This is a genomic window from Leuconostoc suionicum, from assembly GCF_001891125.1.
Classification (GTDB): domain Bacteria; phylum Bacillota; class Bacilli; order Lactobacillales; family Lactobacillaceae; genus Leuconostoc; species Leuconostoc suionicum.
In genome coordinates this window covers 1,863,127-1,883,661 of sequence record NZ_CP015247.1, presented here as the reverse complement: position 1 = coordinate 1,883,661, position 20,535 = coordinate 1,863,127, and the positions used below count along the sequence as shown (strand labels likewise).

At 38.2% G+C, this 20,535-nt stretch carries 16 protein-coding genes, 2 tRNA genes and 1 pseudogene; 17 read left to right on the top strand and 2 right to left on the bottom strand.

All coding sequences use genetic code 11. The annotated features are described in order from the left end of the window. Positions 1-8: 8 nt before the first annotated feature. From A6B45_RS09455 to adhP, 15 genes and pseudogenes are all read left to right on the top strand, one after another. Positions 9-668, top strand: coding sequence for an amino acid ABC transporter permease (locus A6B45_RS09455; protein ID WP_072614333.1), 660 nt, complete (start codon positions 9-11; stop codon positions 666-668). A gap of 352 nt (positions 669-1,020) precedes the next feature. Further along, on the top strand, positions 1,021-2,655 hold the full coding sequence (locus A6B45_RS09450) for a peptide ABC transporter substrate-binding protein (RefSeq protein ID WP_072614332.1): 1,635 nt from the start codon (positions 1,021-1,023) through the stop codon (positions 2,653-2,655). A gap of 84 nt (positions 2,656-2,739) precedes the next feature. After that, a complete protein-coding gene (locus tag A6B45_RS09445; RefSeq protein WP_072614331.1) occupies positions 2,740-3,657 on the top strand; it encodes an ABC transporter permease in 918 nt (305 codons plus the stop codon). 11 nt (positions 3,658-3,668) lie between these two features. Then, the gene (locus tag A6B45_RS09440) at positions 3,669-4,694 is read left to right on the top strand and encodes an ABC transporter permease (RefSeq protein ID WP_072614330.1); all 1,026 of its coding nucleotides are present in this window, start codon (positions 3,669-3,671) and stop codon (positions 4,692-4,694) included. Between the two features lie 14 nt (positions 4,695-4,708). Next, positions 4,709-5,758 carry an ABC transporter ATP-binding protein gene (locus A6B45_RS09435; RefSeq protein ID WP_072614329.1) on the top strand — a complete coding sequence of 350 codons (1,050 nt, stop codon included), beginning with the start codon at positions 4,709-4,711 and terminating at the stop codon, positions 5,756-5,758. Positions 5,759-5,760: 2 nt separating this feature from the next. Then, positions 5,761-6,696, top strand: a complete 936-nt coding sequence (locus A6B45_RS09430) for an ABC transporter ATP-binding protein (protein ID WP_072614328.1) — start codon at positions 5,761-5,763, stop codon at positions 6,694-6,696. Between the two features lie 105 nt (positions 6,697-6,801). Next, a complete protein-coding gene (locus A6B45_RS09425; RefSeq protein WP_072614327.1) occupies positions 6,802-8,694 on the top strand; it encodes a M13-type metalloendopeptidase in 1,893 nt (630 codons plus the stop codon). A 92-nt stretch (positions 8,695-8,786) separates the two neighbouring features. Continuing rightward, positions 8,787-9,671, top strand: coding sequence for a sulfite exporter TauE/SafE family protein (locus A6B45_RS09420; protein WP_081371195.1), 885 nt, complete (start codon positions 8,787-8,789; stop codon positions 9,669-9,671). A 67-nt stretch (positions 9,672-9,738) separates the two neighbouring features. After that, positions 9,739-9,821: transfer RNA gene (locus A6B45_RS09415), tRNA-Tyr, on the top strand. Between the two features lie 37 nt (positions 9,822-9,858). Beyond that, positions 9,859-9,930 (top strand) — tRNA-Gln (locus A6B45_RS09410). A gap of 79 nt (positions 9,931-10,009) precedes the next feature. Then, a complete protein-coding gene (locus tag A6B45_RS09405) occupies positions 10,010-11,455 on the top strand; it encodes a glycosyltransferase (protein WP_072614326.1) in 1,446 nt (481 codons plus the stop codon). Then, positions 11,452-12,282, top strand: coding sequence for a glycosyltransferase (locus tag A6B45_RS09400; protein ID WP_072614325.1), 831 nt, complete (start codon positions 11,452-11,454; stop codon positions 12,280-12,282). The genes A6B45_RS09405 and A6B45_RS09400 overlap by 4 nt, the downstream gene beginning before the upstream one ends. A gap of 85 nt (positions 12,283-12,367) precedes the next feature. Beyond that, entirely contained in the window at positions 12,368-13,585 is a 1,218-nt protein-coding gene (locus tag A6B45_RS09395) for a phosphoglycerate kinase (RefSeq protein ID WP_072614324.1), read from the top strand. A 148-nt stretch (positions 13,586-13,733) separates the two neighbouring features. After that, positions 13,734-14,997 (top strand): annotated as a pseudogene (locus tag A6B45_RS09390) (MFS transporter). A gap of 171 nt (positions 14,998-15,168) precedes the next feature. Beyond that, on the top strand, positions 15,169-16,221 hold the full coding sequence (gene adhP, locus A6B45_RS09385) for an alcohol dehydrogenase AdhP (RefSeq protein WP_072614323.1): 1,053 nt from the start codon (positions 15,169-15,171) through the stop codon (positions 16,219-16,221). Between the two features lie 55 nt (positions 16,222-16,276). Here adhP and A6B45_RS09380 read toward each other — a convergent pair whose 3' ends face one another. Together A6B45_RS09380 and A6B45_RS09375 are read right to left on the bottom strand one after the other, a co-directional pair. After that, a complete protein-coding gene (locus A6B45_RS09380) occupies positions 16,277-16,609 on the bottom strand; it encodes a VOC family protein (RefSeq protein WP_072614322.1) in 333 nt (110 codons plus the stop codon). 5 nt (positions 16,610-16,614) lie between these two features. Beyond that, on the bottom strand, positions 16,615-17,895 hold the full coding sequence (locus tag A6B45_RS09375) for an MFS transporter (protein WP_072614321.1): 1,281 nt from the start codon (positions 17,893-17,895) through the stop codon (positions 16,615-16,617). A 106-nt stretch (positions 17,896-18,001) separates the two neighbouring features. Here A6B45_RS09375 and A6B45_RS09370 point away from each other — a divergent pair, with 106 nt between their 5' ends. Continuing rightward, positions 18,002-18,955, top strand: a complete 954-nt coding sequence (locus A6B45_RS09370; protein ID WP_227005831.1) for a helix-turn-helix domain-containing protein — start codon at positions 18,002-18,004, stop codon at positions 18,953-18,955. A 20-nt stretch (positions 18,956-18,975) separates the two neighbouring features. After that, positions 18,976-20,532, top strand: coding sequence for an ABC-F family ATP-binding cassette domain-containing protein (locus A6B45_RS09365; RefSeq protein ID WP_072614319.1), 1,557 nt, complete (start codon positions 18,976-18,978; stop codon positions 20,530-20,532). The last annotated feature ends 3 nt before the right edge of the window (positions 20,533-20,535 follow it).

Genomic DNA, 20,535 nt, shown 5'->3' with positions numbered 1-20,535 from the left:
AGGACAATATGGTTACATTAGGAATTTTTGACGCCTTTACACCGCAAAACGTCCAATATTTGTTGGGTGGATTAGGCATTACAGTTGGTGTATCAATTATCTCGGTTATTTTAAGTTTTATTGCTGGATCAATTATTGGAATTGTTCAATTTGAACGTATCCCATATTTTTCTAAGTTTGTCGGTACAATTAATAATATTATTCGTAATTTACCGTTGCTATTAATTATTTTCTTCGTTTATTTTGCTTTACCAAAGATAGGCATTCATTTACCTATCTTTTGGGCAACTGTTGTTGCGATGAGCACTTTTGAATCTTCAATGCTCGCTGAAATCGTGCGTGGCGGACTAGAATCAATTGATGAAGGACAGTTTGAAGGTGCACGTGCTAATGGACTAACAAATATCCAGACAATGATCTACATTGTTCTGCCACAAGCATATAAGAAGATGATTCCACCAATCATTTCACAGTTGATATCATTGGTTAAGGATACAAGTCTTGCTATGGGTATTGTCTTGGCCGAAATGACTTATCGTGGTCAGATTATTTATGCACAAAACTCTACTTATATCATCCCGGTTCTGATTGCAATTACGTTAGTATACTTCTTGTTGAATTATGGCCTATCGCTAATTGCCAAGTGGTTTGATCGTCGCTTAGCCTAAGTACAACTTATAATTTTTAATAAAAGCATTGTTTTCTTCTAAAGGAATGGGTTTCATACGAAATGTGAAGCGCTTAATATATTTCTTTTGTGAAGTAAGAAAACGATGCTTTTTTTATTTTTATTCTAAGCATACTGTAGCTTTGCTGTTGCAATGATTAAAAAAATTGTGGCAAATGAGGTGCATTTAGCACAAAAAAACTTATTAATAGTATGATTTTGTTAGTATTCCTGACATTCTGGCGAAATGCAACAAAATATTAAAATCTAATATAAATGAGTTGCAAATGAGAAATTAACATGGTAAACTAAAAAACATCAACATATTAAGTATATCGGGAGGATATATCTTCATGGATACATGGAAAAAATGGGCGATCGGTGCAGCCGTTGTGGTTGTAGCTGGCGCTGGAACGCGTGCTGCCGGTCTCTGGGGTGGTTCGAACGGATCATCAAGTGATACACTCAAGTTTTCTTTTCCGACAGAAATTCAAACTTTAGATATTTCAAAAAATACGGATACTTACTCAGGAACAATTATTGGTAACACCGGATCTAACTTGCTCCGTGTTAATGCCAAGGGTAAGGCTGTTCCAGAATTAGCTAAGTCAGTCAAAGTATCGAAAGATGGATTGACTTATACTGCTACATTGCGCAGTGGCTTGAAGTGGTCAGATGGATCTAAGCTAACTGCTAAGGATTTCGTTTATTCATGGCAACGCATTGTTAACCCGAAGACTGCTTCACAATATGCATATTTGACATCAGGTGTTAAGAATGCAGACGACATTGTTGCTGGAAAAGCCAAAGTTAGTACTTTGGGTGTGACGTCTAAGGGGAATGTAATTACATTTAAGTTAGAACGCCCAATGCCACAATTTAAGTATTTGCTCACATTTGCAAACTTTATGCCTCAGAAGCAGAGCTTTGTTGAAAAGCAAGGTAAGAAGTATGGTACGACATCTGCAAAGCAATTGTATTCTGGTCCTTATAAGTTTGAAGGTTGGAACGGCACTAATAACAGCTTTAAGCTTGTTAAGAACGATAACTACTGGGATGCCAAGAGCGTTAAGACAAAGGAAATTGACTATTCTGTTGTTAAAAAAGCTGAAACTGCTGTGCAATTGTACAAGCAAGGCAAGTTAGACCGTGCATCAATATCAACACCAGAATTGTATGCTGCTAACAAGAGCAACAAGGATACTGTAAAGGTTCCAGAAGCAACAACAGCTTATATCGAATACAACCAAACTGGTAAAAATAAGTATTTGTCTAACACAAAGATTCGTCAAGCTTTGAACTTAGCAACAAACCGTAAAGAATTGGTTGACCAAGTTACTTCTGGTGTATCAACTCCTGCTACTGGTTTGGCACCTGAAGGGTTAGCTAAGACTGCCTCTGGCGAAGACTTAGCAAAGTACGTTGCTCCCGGTTACAAGTATGACACTAAAGAAGCTGCTAAGTTATTTGCAGAAGGGTTGAAAGAAGTCGGTGAAACAAGCATGACTTTGACAATTACGTCTGATGCAGATAGTGCAACTGCGAAGACCACATTAGATTACCTGCAAGGCTCATTACAAAAAGCATTGCCTGGTTTGAAGGTCGAAGAAAAGTTTGTACCATTCAAGCAACGTTTGCAAGATGCTCAAACACAAAACTTTGATGCGATTGTTTCACTCTGGGGTGGTGATTATCCAGAAGGTTCAACATTCTATGACTTGTTTAAGGATGGGGCTTCATACAATGATGGACAATTCAAGAACTCTGCATATACTGCAGCAGTTGAAAAAGCTGAAACCACAGATGCTTTGAATGACTCTGCACGCGATTCAGATTATAAGGCAGCTGAAGCAGCATTGTATAAGGAAGCCAACTTTAATCCACTTTACTTCCGTTCAGGATATTCATTAGCTCGTTCAAATGTTAAAGGTGTTATTATCAACACTACAGGATTAAATATGGACCTGAAATATGCCTACCGTAAGTAAGAGGTTTATGATAGAATTAAACTACATTTAATTAAAAATGAGAATTGACGTATGTCAATTCTTATTTATTAGGAAGACAAGACTATGGTGAAATACATTTTAAAGCGATTGGCGCTTCTGATTTTCACGTTATTCTTGGTGATTACTGCTACGTTTTTCTTGATGCAAATTATGCCAGGAACACCGTTCAATAATCCTAAATTAACGCCGCAAATGATTGCCCAATTGAACAAAGCATATGGTTTAGATTTGCCTTTATGGCAACAGTACTTGAATTATTTGGTAAATGCCTTTCGTGGTGATTTTGGAACTTCGTTCCAGTATCAAAATCAAAGTGTTAGCATGTTAATCGGACAGCGGTTACCTATCTCAGCCCAGTTAGGTGCTGAAGCATTGGTTGTTGGTGTGGTAGCTGGTCTGTTTATGGGTGCAGCTTCAGCTCGAAACAAAAATAATAAAATTGATGGTGCGTTAGGTGTAGTATCAACACTAGGTATTTCGGTTCCAAGTTTTATTTTAGGAATTATTTTATTATATCTTTTTGGATTCAAATGGCCATTGTTCCCAGTTTCTGGTTGGGGTGATTCTTTCTCAGAAACAGTACTACCAACCATCGCCTTAGCCGTTGGTCCTGCGGCTGTAGTCACTCGCTTTGTTCGGTCAGAAATGATTGAAGCTTTGAGTTCGGATTACGTACAATTGGCGCGTGCTAAAGGTCTAAGTGAAAAAGAAATTGTCAATAAACATGCTTATCGTAATTCAATGATACCTGTTTTGACACTGATTGGTCCGACTGCAGCTGGCTTGCTGACGGGTTCCACTTTGATTGAAAATATTTTCTCAATTCCAGGTATTGGACAACAGTTTGTTTCATCTATTCCTACAAAAGACTTTCCAGTTATCATGGGGACCACAATTGTTTATGCCCTAATGTTGATGGTGATGATTTTGATTACGGATATTTTGACAGCTATCGTTGATCCACGTGTTCGTTTGCAATAAGGAGGCTCATGATGGCTGCAAATACTGAAGATTTTGTCATTGTTGGCGCGCAAAACTCTAATGCCAACGAGCGTATTTCTAAACCAGCACTGTCATTTTGGCAAGATGCTTGGCGTCGTTTAAAATTAAATAAACTAGCGGTAATATCAATGTGGTTTTTGGTATTTATCCTAGGATTTGCTATTGCTTCAAATTTCTTTGTAACACAAAATGATGCGAATTCATTTGATGCAGATAATGTTGGTAAGTATAAAAACTTACCACCCAAGTCTGGTTTACCAATTCCAGGCTGGAACGGAAAGATTAAAGCACCAGGCGCAACTGAATCAACAGATTCATACACTGACAATAATGTAAAAAAGAACTTTTTATTTGGTACAGATAACATTGGCCGTTCGCTTGGAAAACGTGTTATTGTGGGTATTCGCATCTCGCTTTTGGTAGCAATTTCTGCTACAGTCATTGATCTTTTTATTGGTGTGACCTATGGTGTTGTTTCCGGATGGAAAGGCGGGTGGATTGATGTCGTTATGCAACGTATCATTGAAATTTTGTCATCAGTGCCTAACCTGATAGTGGTTACTATGTTTGGATTGTTACTTGGTAATGGTGTAACTTCTATTATTATTGCTATTGCTATTACCGGATGGTTAAGCATGGCTCGCCAAGTGCGTAACATGACTTTGTCATTAAAAGAACGTGATTATGTATTGGCTGCAAAGTCGCTCGGTGAAAGTTCAACTAAAATTGCTATTAAGCATTTAATACCAAACATGGCTGGAACAATTATTGTCCAGATTATGATGACTGTGCCAAGTGCAATCATGTTTGAAGCTGTCTTGTCAGCGATTAACTTGGGTGTTAAGCCACCAACAGCATCGTTAGGATCATTGATTTCTGATGCACAAAGTATGTTGCAATTCTATCCTTATCAAGTTTTGATTCCTTCCGGTATGTTGGTGTTAATTTCGTTGGCGTTCATTCTATTGGGTGACGGACTTCGTGATGCTTTCGACCCACGTGCGAGTGAAGATTAAGAGGTACATGTATAATGAGTAATCCAATTTTAAAAGTTGAAAATTTACACGTCAACTTCAATACTTATGCTGGTACCGTGCAGGCGATTCGTGATGTTTCATTTGATTTAAACGAAGGTGAAACATTAGCGATTGTTGGTGAGTCTGGATCAGGAAAATCAGTAACAACAAAAACTTTAATGGGACTAAACGCTAAGAATGCTGTCATCCCTGACAACAGTCGATTGATATTTAAGGACAAAAACTTATTAGAGTTGAAAGAAGAAGAGTGGCAACACGTCCGTGGTAATGAAATTGCTATGATTTTTCAGGATCCAATGACGAGTTTGGATCCAACAATGAAAATTGGTCATCAAATTGCTGAACCGTTGGTTAAGCATCGTGGAATGAAAGAAAAAGAGGCCTTGGCTCGTGCGCTAGAATTGATGAAAGGCGTTGGTATTCCTGATGCCGAAGAACACATCAATGACTATCCACACCAATGGTCAGGTGGAATGAGACAACGTGCGGTTATTGCAATTGCTTTGGCAGCTGATCCTGAAATATTGATTGCAGATGAACCAACAACTGCCTTAGATGTAACTATTCAAGCGCAAATATTGAACTTGATGAAAGAGCTACAGAAGGAATCAAACTCATCTATTATTTTCATCACGCATGATTTAGGTGTTGTTGCTGGCATGGCCAATCGAGTGGCTGTTATGTATGCTGGTAAAATTGTGGAGTATGGCACTGTTGATGAAATTTTCTTCAATCCACAACATCCATATACATGGGGATTGTTGAATTCAATGCCAACAACAGACACTGAAGAAGGCTCGTTACAGGCCATTCCAGGAACACCGCCTGATTTGTTGGAACCTCCTGTTGGGGATGCCTTTGCGGCACGTAATCAATATGCATTAGCAATTGATAGCCGCGAAGAGCCACCATTCTTCAAAGTTAGTGAGACACACTATGCGGCCACTTGGTTGTTGGATGAACGTGCGCCTAAGGTTACCCCACCAAGACAAATTTTGAATCGTTGGGCCCATTGGCAAGAATTACAAGGGCAGGAGGCTTAATCATGACCGAAGAAGCACCAAAAAAATTGGTTGAGTTGAAAGATTTACAGTTGTATTTTAACAAAGGTAAATCAAATGAAGTTCGTGCTATTGACCATGTGAGTTTTGATATTTATGAAGGTGAAGTGTTTGGCCTTGTTGGTGAATCTGGATCTGGTAAAACAACAATTGGTCGTACAATTTTAAAATTATATGAACCAACGGCTGGTACAATTACATTTGATGGGGAAGATGTCACTAAGTTAAAAGGAAAGCATCTTTCTGAATTTCGTAAAGACTCACAAATGATTTTCCAAGATCCTCAAGCTAGTTTGAATGGACGTATGAAAGTGCGCGACATTATTGCTGAAGGTATCGACGTGAACCATTTAGCGAAGTCCAAAGAAGAGCGTAATGCTAAAGTTCAAGAGTTGTTGGACCTAGTTGGCTTAAACAAAGATCATGCCTCTCGTTATCCACATGAATTCTCCGGTGGACAACGTCAGCGTATTGGAATTGCGCGCGCACTTGCGGTTGACCCTAAGTTCATTATTGCTGATGAACCGATATCTGCGTTGGATGTTTCGATTCAGGCACAAGTTGTTAATTTGATGAAAGAATTACAAAAGAAACATTCATTAACTTACTTGTTCATTGCTCACGATTTGTCGATGGTAAAATATATTTCAGATCGTATTGGTGTCATGCATTGGGGAAAATTGCTTGAGATTGGAACGGCAGACGCCGTATATAATCACCCCTTGCATCCATATACGAAAAGTCTATTGTCAGCTATTCCGGTGCCCGATCCGGAAGTTGAAAATAATCGCCAACATATTGATTATGATCCTAGTGTTGAAACAGACGGCAAAGAACGTACAATGTTAGAAGTTAATCCTGGGCACTTTGTTTTGGCAACTGAAGAAGAGGCTGCAACTTATAAAGTACAACAGAAGTAATATAAAAATCGAACATGTAATATTGTTCGATTTTTATATTTTAATGAAACTAGTATATAATGTTTGTTAACAAATTGAGTGTACTAAATGAGAAGGAGTGATTTAATGGTTCGAATCCAAGATGATTTTTATGAGGCAGTAAATGGAGAATGGGAAAAAACGGCAGTGATTCCATCTGATAAACCTCGCACTGGTGGGTTTAGTGATTTAGCTGATGATATTGAGCGGTGGTTACTGCAAACGACATCTGACTGGCAAAAAGGGCAAGACTTACCCGATGACGCTATTTTGAATAATTTTGTTAAATATCATCGATTGGCATCTGATTTCACAACACGCAACGAGCTTGGTTCGTCTCCAATACGACCATTTTTGAAGCAATACCAATCCTTCTCGTCTTTTGCTGACTTTGCTTCACACATCGCTGATTTAGAAAAAGCTGGGTTACCAAATGCGTTTCCGTTTGGTGTGGAACCTGATTTCAAGGACGCACGTACCAATGTTTTGTGGGCGGGTGGTCTGGATATTCTTTTGCCAGACACAACATACTACACTAAAGATCATCCACAGGCAAAAGTGTTGCTTGCTAAGTTTCGTGAAGAACAAGAGGCTTTGTTGCCAAAATTTGGTTTTTCAGAAAGTGAAGTTAATGATTTGATTGACAAATATCTTGCATTTGATGCACGGGTTGCGACCGTGGTATTGAGTCAAGAAGAGGGGCACGAGTATGCAAAGCTTTACCACCCATATGAGTGGGAAAAGCTTGTTCAATTAGCACCAGCGTTACCCTTAAACGATATTTTAAATGAATTGGTTGGTCAGATACCAGATATGGTTGTGGTTCCAGAAGAACGTTTTTGGCAAGCGGCTGATCAATTCTATTCAGAAGAAGCATGGCCATTATTAAAAGCATATCTGCTTGTGACATTGGTGAACCAATTTACAGCTTATCTATCGGACGAAATTCGTATCTTGGGAAGTGTTTATCAACGTGCTTTAAGTGGTCTGCCTGAAGCGATGAGTCAAGAAAAATCAGCCTTTTATCTTGCATCACGTCCGTTTAACCAAGCAATTGGTTTATATTATGCATCAAAGAAATTTTCTCCTGAAGCCAAAGCTGATGTTGAAGAAAAAGTTGCCTCAATGATTGATGTCTACAAGAATCGCTTGCAATCGGTACAATGGTTAAACACAGAAACGCGCAAGAAGGCAGTTACTAAGTTAAATACCATTGTGCCACACATCGGTTATCCAGAAAAGTTACCAGAACGATTGAAGAAAAAAGTAGTTTCTAGCGATGCAACGTTGTTTGAAACAGCTTTGAAATTTCGAAAGATAGAAATTGCTTATGCTTGGAGTAAGTGGCATCAACCGGTAGACCGTAGCGAATGGCACATGCCGGCTCATTTGGTTAACGCGTATTATGATCCACAGCAAAATCAGATTGTTTTTCCGGCGGCTATTTTGCAAGAACCATTTTATAGCTTGGCACAATCATCGTCGGCCAATTATGGTGGCATTGGCGCAGTGATTGCTCATGAAATTTCTCATGCATTTGATACCAATGGTGCTTCATTTGATGAGTTTGGTAGCCTGAATAATTGGTGGACAGAAAAGGACTATGAGGCATTCAAAGTAAGGACGGATCAAATTGTTCAACAATTTGATGGTTTAGACTCATACGGCGCAAAAGTTAATGGTCACCTAACTGTTTCCGAAAACGTAGCAGATTTAGGTGGTTTAGCAGCTGCATTAGAAGCAGCTAAACGTGATGAAGACTTTTCTGCAACTGAATTTTTTGAAAATTGGGCTGCCATTTGGCGAATGAAAGCACGCCCAGAATATATGAAGTTATTAGCTGCATCAGATCCTCACGGTCCTGCCAAATTACGGGTCAATATACAAGTGAAAAATTTTGATGACTTCTTTTCGACATTTAACGTGAAGCAAGGAGATAACATGTGGCTTGACCCCCAAGAACGTGTACAAATTTGGTGAATTTATTTTTAAATATGTGTTACAGTTAAAAAGCGCAAAATAGGCGCTTTTTTTGATACAATGAAAAAGATTAATTTTGAAGTGAGAGAACTATGTTGCCTGAAAATTTCATACTGTATAGTATACAAATATTACTTGTTGTTGTGATGATAGCAATGATTATAGTTGTTGTCAGATCGTACCTGCTCCATAGACAACCCATTTTTAAGCGATTTGGTTTAGGTATGTTGATTGGATTTATAACAGATTTTGGAGACACACTGGGTATTGGTTCATTTGCAACAACAACCGCAGCATTCCGGATGACAAATTATATAGATGATGATCGCAAATTACCGGGAACCTTGAATGCGGTTCATGCGATACCAGTAATGTTTCAAGCTTTATTTTTTATTACGGCTGTTAAAGTTGAATTGACAACTTTATTACCTATGACAACAGCTGCAGTGATTGGGGCTTATGTCGGGACTCATGTCACAAAAAAATGGCACGCACCTACGGTACAACGCGTGATGGCTATAGCATTATTAATTGCTGTTATTATCATGATAGTGCGTATGATTACTACCCCAGGAAGTAATAATTCAATGGGTGTGCATGGGTTACATGGCTGGTGGTTGATTTTGGGGATCGTTTTCAACTTTGGCATTGGCGTGCTGATGACTATGGGTTTGGGTAATTATGCGCCAGAACTAATATTCTTCTCTTTAATGGGTGTTAATCCCGCCGTCGCTTTCCCTGTAATGATGTTAGATGCAGCATTGATTATGCCTACTACAGCCTTAAATGTAATCAAAATGGATCGGGTATCATGGCGAGGGTTCGCTGGTGTGGCTATAGGTGGTGTTCTAGGTGTGATTGTTGCGGCTAAGTTCTTTACTAGTATGGATGTCGATTTATTAAACAAGTTAATTGTTGTTGTAGCTCTGTGGACGATTTTTGGGTTGCTTCGTGATTCTATGAAGAAGAATGTTTAAAAAAATTATGAAAAGGTATTGTCAACGACTTGATTTTCTGGTATTATAATATAGTTGTTTGAGATATGGGAGTGTAGCGAAGTCTGGCTAAACGCGACGGACTGTAACTCCGTTCCTTCGGGTTCGTAGGTTCGAATCCTACCGCTCCCATTGCCGATAAAAGCTAACGGCAAAATAAATTAGCTATTGCCCCTTCGCCAAGTGGTAAGGCATCGGTTTTTGGTACCGACATGCGCTGGTTCGAATCCAGCAGGGGCAACTAATATGAAAAGGAACTTGGGAGAGTTCCTTTTTTTGTATATAATTATCCATAACAGATAAAATGTGAGGCGATAATTATGAACTTTTTTGTGAATAAGGCAATTGGTGAAAGTAATAGTGGCGTTGAACACGCACAGTTTTATCGTGCGCACTGTTTTCGTGAAAAAAAGATTGAATTTAAGTTTATCTTCACTGACTTATTGCCACAATTACACCATCATATGCAATTGTGGTCCTTACCAGAAAATGAAGTTATCGGATTATATGATTTTTTGTTAAGTGATGATCCAAATCGATACGCCGAGACAGGTTTAACAGAAATTAATGAATATTCCACTAACTCTTTGTGGGATTTAACAAACACTCAGCGCACCATCGTGCACCAAACGACAGGGCAATATACTGAAACCATTTTTCGTACTAAAAGTTATTCTGAAGCAAAAAAAATATTTTTGATTGATGACGATCGTGTTATTTTAAAAAATGGTACCCATGAAATAATGTGGCATTATCGAGACAGTGGTTCGCGTGGAAAAATTGCTACAAATATTCATTTACATAATTTTCGTGGTAAAAACTATGTTTTTTCAACAAAAGAAGCATTAATTGATTTCTTTTTTATAGAAATGCAACATATTTTTCAAAAAAACATTTATTTTTTAGATCGTGGGACAGCATGTGAAGAATCATTAGTACGATTAAAGCGCATTGGATTACCCTTGAAAATTGTGGATATGATTCATGCTGAACACCTAGTAACCTATCAAGGAGGGCACCCTTTATGGAACAATTATTATCAATATATGTTTGATCACCTGGATGATATGGATTTAGTCGTAACAGCTACAGAATTGCAAGCTGAGATGATAAAAAAACAACTTACTCAAATGAATATGCGAGGCGTCGATAAAATTTATGCAGTGCCGGTTGGTGGGGTAGCTAAATTAGAGAATCCACGTCGCTGGCACGGCGGGACTGCTCATTTTGTCACCGCCTCACGCTTACATCCAGAAAAAAATATAGTACAAATCATAAAAGCTGTTAAAAAATTGCGCGACGAGAGAATGGATGTCACATTAGCCATCTACGGTTCAGGAAACGAAAAAGAAAACATACAAAGAGCAATAGCGGAATTAGACTTGCAATTCAGCGTGCATTTAAGAGGTTTGAGCCAAGACATTATTCATGATTTTCAAAAATATGATGCATTTGTGTCAGCCTCTTATTCTGAGGGTTTCGGATTAACGTATATTGAAGCCATTGGCGACGCTTTACCGATAGCCACCTATGCTAACTTATATGGTGCCCAAGAGCTTGTGTGTGAGGGAGTGAATGGGTGTTTAGCTGCTTTTGACAGAGACAAAGCGCAAGAGCATGCTAACATTTCTAATCTGGCTGATGCGATGCGACGCATTTTTGACAATTATGATCACCTGTCTGTTGGTGCTCACCAAAAGGCAAAGGAATATCAGACAAATAACATCGCTGATCAGTGGCAAAAGATATGTGAGGTGCTAATATGAAGATAGAGATTATCAATTCTCTCACAGAAACCAATTTAAAGGGAGTTGCTTGGCAAATAGAGCAAGTAAGGTCCGGTAATAGTGATGAATTGTGGTTGGCTACACCACATGAAGATGCAGCGCATCTCATTAAAAAACTTGGTCTAAATCCTCATAGGGTGTTTGATATATATGCGCAGAGTTATTTAAGTGAGATTGATGAAACCAAGGGCATCTGGTGGGGTGAATTACCAGTGCCCAACGAGGCGCAATTGGTTATTAACAAAGACTGGACTAAAAGTATCGTTAGCCGTGGACAACAGTTAGCAACTGTACGTTGGTTTGGTGATTCGAAACGAATCGTTCAAGCAGTTGTTTGGCAGGACTCAGATGGCAAAATAGACTATAAAGATATTTACTTACGGGACGGACGTTTATTTGCAAAACAATATTTTAGCGAAGGAAAGTTATTAGAATCCGATTTTTATTTTGGTCATCCTGAAGTGGTGGTCAGTGATTATTATTTTGAAGGTAAACGCAATTTTGTTTATGTTGCTGGTCAAAAATATGCTAGTGCTGAAAAATATATGATGAACACGCTAAGTAAATATGCTGGAAATGATTATAATGTTACACAGTTACAAAGAGAAATGAGCTACGTACCTAAACGAACAACGTTAACAATTCTTGACGAATTATCAAACGAAAAAAGAGATATTTGGAGTCAATTAACCGTTATTTTAAAAGATAATCAACATGCAATAACACGGATTTTGGTGGACCGAAAAAATTATTTGAAATTACGGATGACGGGATTGCCTATGAAAAAGGTTCACCGTCGAAATTAATCGTGCAGTTTCTCACACGCGAACAACACAAAGACAAAATTTTGTTTTATAATAGACTTGTAACTATAAAAATTTGGAGGCTATCATGGCTAAATTGACTGTTTCAGATTTGGAACTTTCAGGTAAGAAAGTATTGATGCGCGTTGATTTCAACGTGCCTATCAAGGCAGGCGTTATCGGAAACGATAACCGTATTGTGGCAGCTTTGCCAACAATCAAGTATGTTTTGGAAAACAATGGTCGCGCAATTTTGTTCTCTCATTTGGGACGTATTAAGTCTGAAGACGATAAGAAAGAATTGTCATTAGCACCAGTTGCCGCACGCTTAGGCGAATTGTTGGGTAAGGACGTTAAATTCGTACCACAAACTCGTGGTGAAGAATTAGAATCAGCAATCAACGCTTTGCAAGATGGTGAAGTTTTGATGGTTGAAAACACACGTTTTGAAGACGTTGTTGATGGCGAAGTCGTCAAGAACGAATCAAAGAACAATCCTGAGTTAGGTAAGTATTGGGCATCATTGGGTGATGACTTGTTTATCAACGATGCCTTTGGTACAGCACACCGTGCTCATGCTTCAAACGTAGGTATTGCTTCAAATGTTTCACAAGCAGCTGCTGGCTTCTTGATGGAAAAAGAAATCAAGTTCTTGGGTGATGCTGTTGCTAACCCAGTTCGTCCTTTCGTTGCTATTATCGGTGGTGCAAAGGTTTCGGATAAAATTGAGATCGTAAAGTCATTGCTGAACAAGGCCGATAAGGTTATCGTTGGTGGTGGAATGGCCTATACATTCGACGCTGCTAAGGGTAACAAGATTGGTAATTCATTGTTTGAAGCTGATAAAGTTGAATTGGCCAAGGAATTGATGGCAGAAGCTGGCGACAAGTTGGTTTTGCCAATCGATTCAATTGCTGCTGATGCATTTTCAAACGATGCAAAGACTGAAGTTGTTGATGCAGAAGCTGGCATTCCTGACGGATACATGGGTCTTGATATCGGTCCTAAGTCTGTTAAACTATTGCAAGACACTTTGGCCGATGCAAAGACTGTTGTTTGGAACGGACCTATGGGTGTGTTCGAAATGCCTAATTTTGCTAAAGGTACTTTGGCAATTGGTGAAGAATTGGTTAAAGTTACTGAAAATGGTGGTACAACAATCGTTGGTGGTGGTGATTCAACTGCTGCGGTACAACAATTGGGTGTTGCTGACAAGTTGACACACATTTCAACTGGTGGTGGTGCTTCACTTGAATATCTTGAAGGTAAGGAATTACCTGGTATTGCTTCAATTTCAGAAAAGTAATAACGAAAAGCGCGCGTGAGCGCTTTTTTTGTACAATAATTTAAAAATTGTTAAACGTTTGATTGATTAATTACTGTATATATGGTTTAATAATTAACGGACAAAATAACGTTTGCCAGTGAGCAGACATTTTGGAGGAAAATAATATATGACAGTTAGTCAGTCCGAGAACGTAGCACAACAGGAACCAGTATCTATAGGGAAGATGACCAGTGAACAAAAGGTTGTTCTTGGTTCAACAACTTTGGGATTCACTTTAGATCATATGGATGCCACTTTCTTATCATTCGCATTGGCACCCATGATTGCTGAATTACATATTACCGGGGCACAGGGCGGTATTATCGCAGCCATGTCAAACTGGGGAGCATTATTAGGAAGTCTTTTATTTGGTATTTTAGCGGATCGTATTGGTCGTGTTAAGGTTTTGTCTTATACAATTATGTTGGTAACTTTTGCAACAGTGATTCTTGCATTTTTAGACAACACACACAATCTATGCTGCTCGTTTCTTACTAGGAATGGGAACCGGTGGCGAGTATGGTGTAAGTATGGCATTAATTGCTGAAAGTTTTAGAGCCAGCCGTGTCGGGCGTATGAGCTCTATTACTGCGATTGGCGGTCAAGTCGGTGCTATACTTGCTGCAATTTTGGCGACATTAATTATGCCGTCATTTGGATGGCGTGGATTATTCATGATTGGATTCTTGCCATTAATCGTTGTATACATTGTTCGTCGCCATTTAAAAGAAACACCTGAATTTGAACAGTTACAATCGGATTATAAGGCTGGTAAAAAGAAGTTTAGCTTTTCGACAATTGCTAATAGCCCAAAACGTGCCTACACGTCTTTCGTATTGATTGTTATGTTAACAATACAAACATCTGGATACTACGGATTAATGAACTGGTTACCAACAATTATGCGTAAGCAATTGGGTATTACAGAAACAATTACAGCAGGATACGTTAATCTTGGTATGATACCAATTATTATCGGTATGGCAGTCGGTATGCTTACTTTTGGTACGATTTTAGATACAATTGGTCCTCGACGTGCTTTTGCCATATTCTTAGTTGCATCAGCGCTTATGATTTATGTCTTTACATTTGCATATAACATGTGGACATTAATTATATTGGGTGCTTTAGTTGGATTTTTCTCTAATGGTATGTATGGTGGATTTGGAGCGGTTATCAGTCGTCTGTATCCATCAGAAATAAGAGCCACAGCTGCTAACACATTGATGGGATCAGGACGTGCCATTGGGGCATTTTCATCAGTTGTAATTGGTTGGATTATGGACAACTATAATGTCGCTACGGTTATGTTGAGCCTATCACTCATGTACATGGTTAGCTTGATCTTTATGCTGACAATTCCTGGATTTAAAAAGCTTGGTCGTAATTAATAGTTTAATAAATTTTAAAAGAGCATTTATTAATAATGCTCTTTTTTAGGTTGGTTTATGTGAATCGAGTCACTAACGCTATATATTAAATAGCAACTTATACTTTACAAATGTACTAATTAGGGTTAAAATTAATTGTAAATAAGTTCACATACAAGAAAGAGGTTAAAAATGAAAGCAGCAGTTGTTCGTAACGTAAATGATGGTTATGTCGATTTAATTGATGATTGGCAACCACGTGCGTTGGCATTCGGGGACGCGTTGGTTGATATTGAATATGTTGGCCTTTGTCACACTGATTTGCACTGTGCAAATGGCGATTTCGGTGACCCTAATAAGATTGGTGAACGCAATGGTAACTTTGGTCGTGTCATTGGGCACGAAGGTGTTGGCCGTGTGTCAAAATTAGGTGAAGGGGCCGATGCTTATCTTAAGGTTGGTGACCGTGTGTCAATTGCTTGGTTCTATGATGCTTGTGGCGTTTGTGATTACTGTGTATCAGGTAATGAAACTTTCTGTCGTAAAGTACGCAATTCCGGTTACACAATTGATGGGGCAATGTCACAACAAGCCGTTGTCAATGCTAAGTATGCAGTTAAAGTACCAGATGGATTGGATCCAGTTGAAGCCACTTCAATTACTTGTGCTGGTGTTACGATGTACAAGGCCTTGAAGGTTGGTGAAACTAAGCCTGGAGAATGGGTGTCTGTTCACGGCGCCGGTGGTTTGGGTAATTTGGCTGTTCAATATGCACATAGCGTTTTCGGTGCACATGTTGCTGTTATTGATGGTAATGATGACAAGCTAGCAGCGGCAAAAGATAACGGTGCAGAAGTTCTAGTTAATCGTAAAAAAGAAGATGTTGTAGCTAAGGTTAATGAATTAACTGGTGGTGTTCACAATGCCCAGGTAACTGCTGTTAATGATGCGGCATTCTCACAAGCTGTTAATGTATTGCGCCCTATGGGTAAACTTGTGGCTGTTGCTTTGCCACAAGGTGACATGGCCTTGAACATTGCTAAAACAGTTCTTGATGGTATCGAGGTTCGTGGCTCTCTAGTTGGTACGCGAGCAGATTTGAAGGAAGCATTCCAATTTGGTGCCGAAGGAAAAGTTAAGCCAATTGTTGAAACTGTTGCTTTCCAAGACATGAATGATATTATTGATGAAATGAAAGCCGGTTCAATTACTGGTCGTAAGGTTATTGATTTTACAACACTTTAATAGTAAAAGAGCGTAAACAACTTATAATAGCTGTTTACGCTTTTTTATTTTGAACTTAAGCATTGGCTTCTAAAACAATTAAATTACCTTCGGAATCATGTATTGATAAGGCAATTTTGTTTCCAAATCTGTTTTCTGGCTTACCAATAATTGGGATGAAATTGTTACGTAAGTGTTTTACCAAATCAGCTTGGTGATCACGAACGAGCATTTCTAGGCGGTCAGTTGGTTTGCCGAAGACAAACACAATATCTTCGCCATCAATCACAAGATGACGACCACTTTGGTGGCCAGATTGCGGCAAATCAAATACATCACGCCAAAAGCGATAAGCACGGTTAATGTCAGCAGCTGGAATAGTTTTGATGTTTAGTTTACGTGGTTTCATAATAATTATAGTATAGCGGATTCTCTGTTTTTTTCAACCAGTTCCATATCTTGTTGGCGAGTTATGATTGTATAAATGGTAATCATTGATGCTAAAAATCCCATGAAGAACCAAGAAATATTTGGTGAATAGATATTTGCGGTGCCGAGAAAAATAATTTGACCAAGTGGCGTGGCCGACATAACGAATGTATTAATCAGACCGGACACTCCAGCCAAGCGATTATGATCGATTCGCTTCATTAAGATTGCTCCTAATTTTGGATTGATTTTAGCTTCAATGTATGAAAATAAAAAAATGATTAGCATCCATAAAACACCATTTGGATAAAAAATTGGTACAGCAGCAATTAACACAATACCGATACCAGAGATACCAACTAATTGTTTTGTTGTTAGTTCCTTAAAAAAATCATTGGTAACCAAAGATCCAGTCAATAGACCAATTGAACTTATTGCGCCAAAAATAGCTACGGTCGTGCCAAAGTTGCCAATTAATAATGATTTGCTATGTAATAAGGTCAGGTTAAAAATACCATTAAAAGAGGTGCCGACAAAATTAATGGCGGTAGCGAGCAGTAAAATTTGGAAAAATAGATAATCCTTGTAAACATAAATAAAAGTTGATTTTAAATCTGAAAAAATTGATGTATTGGTATTTGACTTTGTTTCTGCTTCAATATGTTGTTCGGCTTCCGAAAATTGACGATGATTAAGCGCCATAATAGACCAAGCAATAACAAACATCCCAGCATTGATAAGACTAAATCCAGCGTAATTTTGATGCAAAATGCCAAGTAAAGCGACTCCGGAAAAACCACCAATTAAGTTGACGGCAATACTGACAGTTTGCTCCAAGCTCATTGCTTCTTGCAAATCAGAATCGCTTAAAATAAATCTAGAAACTGGTTTCATTAGTAAATTACTATAAGATCCGACTACCGAAGAAATAAAGACTAATAATAACAGTATCAAAAAACTCCAAAATTGACCGTCAAAGAAAATCAATATCACAGTAATAATCAAAAAGATTATTGATTGGGAGAGGCGAGCAATACTCCAAGACTGAAGGTGATGCTTCGTTTTATCAGCAAAATTTCCAACAATAATGGAGAATAGTGTTGGTAGCATTTCTGTAAATGCAACCAATGTAACACTAAGTGTTTTGTTTGGTAGTGTTGCAGCGTAAACTAAAAAAACAATATTGAAAAAACTGCTTCCTAAGTTATTAACGAACTGTGATGCAATCATTACTCGAAATGCTATGTTATTTTTGGCAACTCGCATATAAGAACTCCTTTTTGAATGATAAATTGAATAAATATAGCATACATGGTAAAGTCAGTTTGACAATGAAAAGAGAATATATTCTATTTTTTTAATGATGAGGGTAATGAAAATGAATTATGGTGCGACTTTTAAACGTTTACGAGAAGATAAGGGTTTAAAAATAGTTGATTTAGAACAGCCTAGCATATCTCGATCACTGATTGGAAAATTTGAAAAAGGGCAAACTCGTATTTCAGCGGATCGGTTAGATAAATTATTATCAGATATGGGTGTTAGCCATGATGAATTCTTATTTCTTGGTGGAGAAACCAACAATAATTATATTTATATGTTGCTCCGTGAAATGGGTGTTCAATCCGGAAAACCACAAGAAAAGAAACAATTAGAAGCAATGATTTTGAAAGCTACAAATGATATGCGTCAAGGTCGTGGCGGTATCAGTGCACGCTTTATACGAGATTTTGGTTTAATGATACAGGGCGCACTTGCCGAAGAAGGCAATTTACAAATATATGATATTGATATTGTGAAAAAGCACGTCAAACCAGCAGTTAATTTTTTAAAACAAGCCGAAACGTGGGGACAAATTGAATTAGATATTTTTACCTTGTTTTATTTTGGTATGTCTCCAAGTGATTTGTTAATTTTAAGCCGTTTGGCTATTAAACGAGCAAAATTTTATACACAATTACGTACAGAAAAAAAGCGATTAGTAGATATTGCTTATACAGCGTTTAATGGACTGCTCTTTGTAGATCTTAAAGGTGCAGCTGAAATGTTAACCTTATCGGAACAAATATTGAGTAATGCTGATCAGTTTATACTAGATTGGACAGGTGAGCGAATTCGTTTGAAGTTTGGAAAGGGCTTATTAATGATGATGCAAGGAAGTGTGGAAGAAGGCTATCAACTAGCTTATTCGGTTCTTACTGTTTACGAAATTACTGACCAAAAAGATAAAGTGAAATATTCCAAAGAAGTTATTGAAAAAACACGAGACGCTGTTTTATCGGGTGAAACGCAAAAAATACCTCGTACATACTCAATGTTGCTTTAAAGTATGGTAGACTTATAGTTATGGCATTATTAGAAATTTCAGGTCTTTCAATGGCCTACGCAGAAAAAACTTTATATGAAGATGCAGCTTTTGAACTACAAGCTGGAGAACACATGGGAATTGTTGGCCAAAATGGTGCTGGTAAGTCAACACTTATCAAAATCATTACTGGTCAGGAACTTCCTCTTTCTGGTAAAATCGAGTGGCAAAAAGGGTTAAAAGTTGGTTACTTAGACCAGTATGCAGAAATTCCTGAAGGAATGACGCTGGTCGATTTTTTGCATACAGCTTATCAAGATTTGTATGACAAGCAAGACCGTATTACGGAACTATACAATGAATATGCAGAGAGTTTATCTGACAAATTGTTAGAACGTGCTGGTCGTATGCAAGAAGAGCTAGACGCTGCCGGATTTTATGATGTGGACACCAAAATCGAACGCGTGATTTCTGGATTGGGATTGGAAGCTATTGGGCGTACTCGGGCACTAGAATCAATGTCTGGTGGGCAACGTGCCAAAGTTATTCTGGCTAAGTTATTGTTAGAAAATGACGACGTTATTATCTTAGATGAACCAACAAACTATTTGGATGTGGCCCATATTGAATGGCTTGAAGATTTTCTACAGTCTTTTGAAGGATCAGCGATGATTATTTCGCATGATTTTGACTTTTTGGATAAGGTAACCAATGCAATAATTGACCTATCGTTTGGTAAAATTACTAAGTTCCGTGGCTCATTTAAAAAGGCAATGCGTCAAAAAGACGAGCGAGCTGAGCAACAGTTACGTCAATATGAAAAGCAACAAGGTGAAATTGAGAAGGCTCAAAAGTTTATTGCTAAAAACAAAGCTCGTGCTTCAACATCAAAACAAGCTAAGTCTCGTGAAAAAATGTTGGCAAGAATGGATCGAGTTGATCCACCTTCAGAAGCATTACAGGCCAAGTTTAATTTTCCTTATGTTAATTCACAATCTGCAAATGCATTGACAGTGAATGAACTGTCAGTCGGTTATGTAACACCAGTGTTGGAACCAGTAACTTTTTCAATGACTTCTGGACAAAAAGTTGTTTTTAAAGGATTCAATGGTGCTGGTAAATCGACATTAATCAAATCAGTTTTGGGTGTTATACCAGCACTTGGTGGTGAGGCAGAGTTTTCACCATCAGCAGTAGTGAATTACTTTGATCAGGATTTAGAATGGGATAACGATCAGAAAACCCCACTACAAGAAATGCAAGATCGTTTCCCTAAATTGGAGCCGAAAGCTTTACGTACTCGGTTAGCCGCTGCTGGTATTAACGCTGAAAATGCGCAAAAGCCATTAAAACAGTTATCCGGTGGTGAACAAACGAAAGTTAAATTGGCTATTATGGAAATGAAGCCAAGCAATTTCTTAATTTTAGATGAACCTACAAATCATTTAGATGAAGGAACTAAAAATGCGTTACGAAAAGCAATTGATAAATTCCCTGGTAATGTTATTATCGTTTCCCACGAAACTAGTTTCACTAAGGGATTGGGAGACAAGGAATTAAACGTTGCTGCGTTAAGTTATAAAGAAGAAGCAGAATAAAAG